This window comes from Streptomyces spiramenti (genome assembly GCF_012034385.1).
Classification (GTDB): Bacteria; Actinomycetota; Actinomycetes; order Streptomycetales; family Streptomycetaceae; genus Streptomyces; species Streptomyces spiramenti.
This window is the reverse complement of the sequence record NZ_JAAVJB010000269.1, coordinates 1-5918: the sequence shown is the minus strand read 5'-3', so window position 1 is coordinate 5918 and position 5918 is coordinate 1. Positions and strand designations below refer to the sequence as shown.

General features: G+C 73.5%; 6 protein-coding genes. All 6 read right to left on the bottom strand.

The window, feature by feature from the left end; all coding sequences use genetic code 11:
• Positions 1 to 225: 225 nt before the first annotated feature.
• Entirely contained in the window at positions 226 to 1344 is a 1119-nt protein-coding gene (locus HCJ92_RS21260; protein ID WP_167935228.1) for an ABC transporter ATP-binding protein, read from the bottom strand.
• 17 nt (positions 1345 to 1361) lie between these two features.
• Positions 1362 to 2174, bottom strand: coding sequence for an ABC transporter permease (locus HCJ92_RS21255; protein ID WP_338054302.1), 813 nt, complete (start codon positions 2172 to 2174; stop codon positions 1362 to 1364).
• Positions 2167 to 2997, bottom strand: a complete 831-nt coding sequence (locus HCJ92_RS21250; protein ID WP_167935227.1) for an ABC transporter permease — start codon at positions 2995 to 2997, stop codon at positions 2167 to 2169. The genes HCJ92_RS21255 and HCJ92_RS21250 overlap by 8 nt, the downstream gene beginning before the upstream one ends.
• Before the next feature lie 144 nt (positions 2998 to 3141).
• On the bottom strand, positions 3142 to 3972 hold the full coding sequence (gene proC / locus HCJ92_RS21245) for a pyrroline-5-carboxylate reductase (protein ID WP_167935226.1): 831 nt from the start codon (positions 3970 to 3972) through the stop codon (positions 3142 to 3144).
• Between the two features lie 148 nt (positions 3973 to 4120).
• Positions 4121 to 4897, bottom strand: coding sequence for a class I SAM-dependent methyltransferase (locus HCJ92_RS21240; RefSeq protein ID WP_167935225.1), 777 nt, complete (start codon positions 4895 to 4897; stop codon positions 4121 to 4123).
• 158 nt (positions 4898 to 5055) lie between these two features.
• A complete protein-coding gene (locus tag HCJ92_RS21235; protein WP_167935224.1) occupies positions 5056 to 5715 on the bottom strand; it encodes a class F sortase in 660 nt (219 codons plus the stop codon).
• Positions 5716 to 5918 lie beyond the last annotated feature (203 nt).

The window sequence follows — 5918 nt, the reverse complement described above, 5'->3', positions numbered from 1 at the left end:
TACGCGAACGCATACGAAAACACACCCGAAAGGGCAGATGCACCTAGGCAGTGGTTGCCGCCTCCTGGGACGCTCTGCGTCGCTTGGGGAACCGATCGGCTCCGTGGCAGCTCGGAGAACACTACGCAGACGCCCCAGCGCCGTCAACTCGGGCCTCCGGTGTTCCACGGCACAGTCGCGCGGTCGACCCGGCGCCCGTCTCCGCCGCTCCCCCGCGAGAGGGGGTCAGTGCCCGCCGGGGCCCCTGCGGCCTGCGTAGAGCCGGCTGATGACCTGCTCGATGTCGGGTTCCCTGATCGACAGGTCGAGCAGCGGGTAGTCGCGGGCGATCGCCGCGACCAGGGGGGCCGCACGCTCGTCGGCGGGAAAGGAGAGCCACTGCCGCGGCCCCTCCACCCGGACCGTGCGGGCGCCGGGCACGTAGATCGGGGGCAGCTCCCGTTCGAGGTCGACCACCAGGGTGCGGTGTCCGCCGTCGCTCCCGTGCAGCAGCGCGAGGTCGCCGTCGTGGACGATCCTCCCGTGGTCGATGACGATCACGCGTCGGCAGAGCTGCTCGATGTCGGTCATGTCGTGGGTGGTCAGCAGGACGGTGGTGCCCCGCTCCGCGTTGAGGTCCAGCAGGAACCCGCGGACGGTGGACTTGCTGACGACGTCCAGTCCGATGGTCGGCTCGTCGAGGTAGAGGACCTCCGGGTCGTGGAGCAGCGCCGCGGCGATGTCGGCGCGCATCCGCTGCCCGAGGGAGAGCTGTCGGACCGGCACCGGAAGGAGGTCCCCGAGGTCGAGCAGTTCGACGCAGCGGTCGAGGTTGCGCCGGAAGCGGGCCGGTTCGACCCGGTAGATACGCCGGGCCAGCGCGTAGGAGTCCCGCAGCGGGAGGTCCCACCAGAGGGTGGTGCGCTGGCCGAAGACCACGCCGATCCGACGGGCGAGCCTGGTCCGGTCGCGGGAGGGCTCGACGCCGGCGACCCGCAGTGTCCCGGCCGTCGGGGTGAGGATCCCGGTGAGCATCTTGATGGTGGTGGACTTGCCGGCGCCGTTGGGCCCGATGTAGCCGACCATCTCCCCTCGCGCGACGCGGAAGCTGACGTCCTCCACGGCGCGTACCTCACTGCGGGTGCGCCGCACCAGGCCGGCCCGGCGCCGCACGGTGAACACCTTCCGTAGGCGGTCCGCCACGATCAGCGGCTCGCCCGCCCCCTCTCCGGGTGGCGGCGCGGGGACGCCTCGGTGTTCGGGGCCGGCCGGGGAGGGGACCCGGGTCGGTTCGGTCGCCGCGGGGGGTGCGTCCTCGCCCCCGCGGGGCGGTTCGGCTGCGGGTCGGGGTGCGGGCTCCGCCATCGGTTCGGCTCCTTCCGTCAGCTTCCGGTGCTGCGGTAGCTGTTGACCGCCGCGCGCCAGACCAGAGCGGCGCCGCAGCAGGCCGCCACCGCGACCAGGGGGGAGAGCCAGGCGGTGAAGCCCGGCAGGTTCAGTGGGGCGTCCCGTCCCAGGAGTGAGGCGGCGGGCACCCAGTTGACGAAGGCGAGCGGGATCACGAGGGTGACGCCCCGGACCAGTTCGCCCGCGAAGACGGTGGGCGGGTACTGGAGCAGGGTGTTGCCGCCGTAGGTGAACGCGTTCTGGACCTCGGCGGCGTCCTGGGCCCAGAACTGGAAAGCGCCGCCGAGCGCGTACAGCGCGCCGTAGATCCCGGCGCCGGCCAGCACCATCACGACGAGCAGCAGCCAGTCCAGCGGTGACCAGGCAGCGCGGACGGGGCCGAGCGCCACCAGGGCCCAGCCCATGACCAGGGCGCCCTGGGTGACACGGCCGAGACGGCGCAGCGCGAAACGGTCGGCGGCGAGCTGGAGGAAGACCGGTACGGGGCGGACGAGCAGGGTGTCCACCGTGCCGTTGCGGACGTTGGTACCGACGCGGCTCACGTTGCCGACGAGGAGGTCGGTGATCCCGAGGGAGAGGCTCGTGGCCCCGTAGAGCAGGGCCACCTCGGCGACGGCGTAGCCGCCGAGCGCGTCGATGTGGGAGTACATGATCATGATGGCGACGAAGTCGAGGCCGGAGCCGATGAAGCTGCCGAGCAGCGACATGGCGAACGAGGTGCGGTACGCCAGCGAGGCCCGCATCCACATGCCGGCGGTGAGGACGTAGGCGCGCAGCGCGTCAACCACCCTGGACCACGACCTTTCGGGTGGCCAGCAGTTGGAGGAACCGGCCCGCGGTCAGCAGGGCGACGGCCCACGCCGCCTGGAAGAGCAGCCCCGTGAGGACGCCGGTGCCGGTGCGGCGTTCCAGCAGGATGTCGGCCGGTACTTGGAGCATGGCGGCCCAGGGCAGTGCGCGGACGACGTCCCCGAGCAGCCCGGGGAAGACGGTGAGCGGCAGCAGCATGCCGGAGGCGAAGACGCCGAGGAAGGTGCCGAGCATCAGCAGCCCGCTGCCGTCGAGCAGCCAGAAGGCGGCGAGGGCGAGCAGGTAGCGGATGGCGAAGCTGACGACGACGGCGCCCCACACGGAGAGCAGGAAGAGCAGCCAGACCAGGGGGTGGGTGGGGAGGTGGAGGTCGAAGGCGACGGCGCCGCCGAGCATGGGGCCGACCCCGCGGCCGAGCAGCTGGAAAGCGGCCCGGCCGCAGTCGTGGGCGAGCCACCAGAGCTGGAGGTCGACGGGCCGGTAGAGGTCGACGGCGATGTCGCCGCTGCGGATGCGTTCCTGGAGTTCCTCCTGGAAGCCTCCGCCGAGGAGTGCGACCGCGCCGATCATGGCCTGGCCGATCCAGACGAAGGTGACGGCCTGCTCCGGTCCGTAGCCGCCGAGCTGTGGGCGTTGGTCCCAGAGGGCGAGGTAGACGTAGGCGAGGACGAAGCCGAAGACGGTGTTGGTGAGCACGCCGGCGGCGGTGGCGACGCGGTAGGTGGCGTAGCGGCGGAACGCGCCGGCGGCGACGGCCGGGTAGACCGTCGCGGCGGGACGCGGTCGCGCTTCCGCGGTCATACGGCGGGCTCCCCGCGGCTCGTCCTGGGTGGTGAACCAAGCGAGCCTAGAGTGGGCCGCCGCGGCCCTGCCAGTGGTTTTCGCGGGGCGGTGCCCCGCCCCGGGGTGCGCGCCGGGGCGGGTCGGGCGTCGAGCCGGGTGGCGTCAGCCCTTGGGGCGCGGACCGCCCTCGCCGCCGGCGGCGAGGGCACGGCTGCGGTCGCGGGCGGCTTCCAACGCGTCGAGGAACGCCGCGCGGACGCCGTGCTTCTCCAGCTCCCGGATGGCGTTGATGGTGGTGCCCGCGGGCGAGGTGACGGCCTCGCGGAGGGTGACGGGGTGGTCGCCGCTGTCGCGGAGCATGACGGAGGCGCCGTACGCGGCCTGGACGATCAGGTCGTGCGCCTTGTCGCGGGGCAGGCCGAGCAGGATGCCGGCGTCGACCATGGCTTCGACGAGGAAGTAGAAGTAGGCGGGCCCGGAGCCGGAGAGCGCCGTGGCGGCGTCCTGCTGGGACTCGGGCAGCCGGAGGGTCTTGCCGACGCTGTCGAAGATCTCCTCGGCGTGGCCGAGGTGCTCCTCGGCGGCGTGCGCGCCGGCGGAGATGACGGACATCGCCTCGTCGACCAGGGCGGGGGTGTTGGGCATGACCCGGACGACCGGGGTGCCGGGCTGCAGGCGCTCCTCGACGAAGGCGGTGGTGATGCCCGCTGCGGCGCTGATCACGAGGCGGTCGGGTGCGGTGTGCGGGGCCAGCTCCGTCAGCAGCGTCGCCATGTCCTGCGGTTTGACGGCGAGGATCAGGGTGTCTGCGCGGGCGGCGGCCTCGGCGTTGGTCACGACCTCGACGCCGTGGCGGGCGCGGAGTGCCTCGGCGCGTTCGGCGCGGCGGGCGGTGGCGAGCAGGCGGGCGGGCGGCCTGCCGCCGCGGAGCAACCCGCCGAGGAGGGCTTCTCCGATCTTTCCTGCTCCGAGAACGGCGATCATCTGGCTCATGCGGTCATCGTCGCATCGGCCGGGGGTCGGGCGGCGCGTTGTCCGCTTGACGATCCCCCGTGCGTGCGCCGGGCGGCGGTGGGACCCGCCCGGCGCGTCCCGCCAACCGGTCCGGTGGCGGGACGCGTGGGGCGTCAGGCGTCGGGCGTCAGGCGTCGGGCGCGCGGACCGAGGTGAGGCGGACGACGTACTCCTCGGCGACGATGCCGTCGGGGAACTCCGCGCAGACCGCTTCCCGTTCGGCGTCGATCAGCGGGGTGCGGTCCTCGGGCGGGAGGACGGAGAACAGCGAGAGGGTGGCGAGGTTGTCGAGGTGGGTGTCGACCGGGACGCTGCGGGTCCAGCGGATTTCGTCCCGTACCGGCTCGATCCCGAGCCCGAGTCCCCCCAGGATGGCGGCGGCGTTCTCGGGGACGTCGGAGAGGCCGTGGTCGGGGGTGGCGGCGGAGATCCGCTCCCACTGGGCACGGATCCAGTCCTTGCTCTCGTCCGGCGTGTTCCACCACAGGGCGAGGGTGCCGCCGGGCCGTAGCACGCGCAGCGCCTCGGGGACGGAGCGGGCCGGCTCGGTCCAGTGCCAGGACTGGGCGTAGGTGACGAGGTCGAAGTGGTGGTCGCCGAAGGGGAGGGCGTCGCCGTCGGCGCGGACCAGCGGAAGCCCGGGGTGCGCGATGTTCAGCTGGCAGGCCATGGGCTCGGAGGGCTCCACGGCGGTGACCCGTGCACCGTGCTGGTTGAGCAGCTGGCTGGCTATGCCGGTGCCGGCGCCGATGTCGAGGATCTCGGTGTCGGCCAGCGAGTGCCCGACCCGCGACTCGATCAGCTCGAACAGCTCCGGCGGGTAGCTGGGACGCGAGGCCGCGTACTCGGTCGCGACGGCGTCGAAGGACCGGGCGTGGGCGGAGTGCGGCAGCGGAGACGTCATGGCTGTCGTCTCCCCCGGCGACGCCGGAAGTACACGGACTGCCAAAGGCGTTGGCCGCCAGGCGCCACACCGCGGCGGCGGCGGGCCGTCCTGGGCCGGGGCCGGTGGGCCGGGCCGGGAGCGCCGGGCGGGGCGCCGTGGGTCCCCGGGTCGGCGCGTCAGCGGGTCCCGGTGAGACGGGCGAAGGCGACGACGTTGCCCAGGTATCCGCCGGCGGAGCGGGAGAAGGGCCCGCCGCAGGTGATGAGCCGGAGTTCGGGGCCGGCGCTCTGGCCGTAGACCAGGTCGTCGGGGAAGTCGTCGCGGTCGAAGACGTCGACGGCGGTGACGGTGAAGACCGCGGTCCGGCCGTCCGCCCGGTCCACCTCGACCGTGTCGCCGCGCTGGAGGGCGCCGAGGTCGTAGAAGACCGCCGGGCCGGTGGAGTTGTCCACGTGCCCGGTGATCAGCGAAGTGCCCGGGGAGCCCGGGGAGACGCCGCCGCGGTACCAGGCGGCCAGGTTGGTGCGGTCCTCCGGGGGGACCTCGGGGCTGCCGGAGGGCTCCAGACCGTAGCCGGCGAGCGGGGCGTCCACGGATATCGCGGGTATCCGCACGCTGAGCGGGGTGGACGGCGGCAGCTCCGCCGCCCCGGCCGGGTCGCCGCCCGGGGCGGCGGCGGGGACCGCGGTGTCGCCGCCGCGCACGCCGTCGGCGGCGGCGGGCTGCGGCGGGTCGGTGTGGCCCTCGCCGTGGTTCATGGCGACGGTGCCGGTGATCAGCGCTGCCGCCGCCACGGCGGCGACGGCGGTGGTCAGTGTCTTCTCCGAGACCTTCATGGGGACCCGTTCCGTTGGGTGAGGGCGGGTGTCGGCGTGGCGGGGTGCGACCGGTGGGGTGCCGACCGGGGTGGCGTGTGGACCGGCCCCTGCCGTGTGTCGGGGAGGTATCGACTCGGAAAAGCCCACCGGTGAAAGTTGTCTTCGTTCTTGCCGCCTCCGGGAGACCGGACTATACCTGTCGGCACCCGGGTGACCCCGGC

Bases quoted from the DNA above. Each gene is read 5' to 3' on its own strand.
- HCJ92_RS21260 (WP_167935228.1), bottom strand. From the start codon at position 1,344: ATGGCGGAGCCCGCACCCCGACCCGCAGCCGAACCGCCCCGCGGGGGC.
- HCJ92_RS21250 (WP_167935227.1), bottom strand. From the start codon at position 2,997: ATGACCGCGGAAGCGCGACCGCGTCCCGCCGCGACGGTCTACCCGGCC.
- proC (WP_167935226.1), bottom strand. From the start codon at position 3,972: ATGAGCCAGATGATCGCCGTTCTCGGAGCAGGAAAGATCGGAGAAGCC.
- HCJ92_RS21240 (WP_167935225.1), bottom strand. From the start codon at position 4,897: ATGACGTCTCCGCTGCCGCACTCCGCCCACGCCCGGTCCTTCGACGCC.
- HCJ92_RS21235 (WP_167935224.1), bottom strand. From the start codon at position 5,715: ATGAAGGTCTCGGAGAAGACACTGACCACCGCCGTCGCCGCCGTGGCG.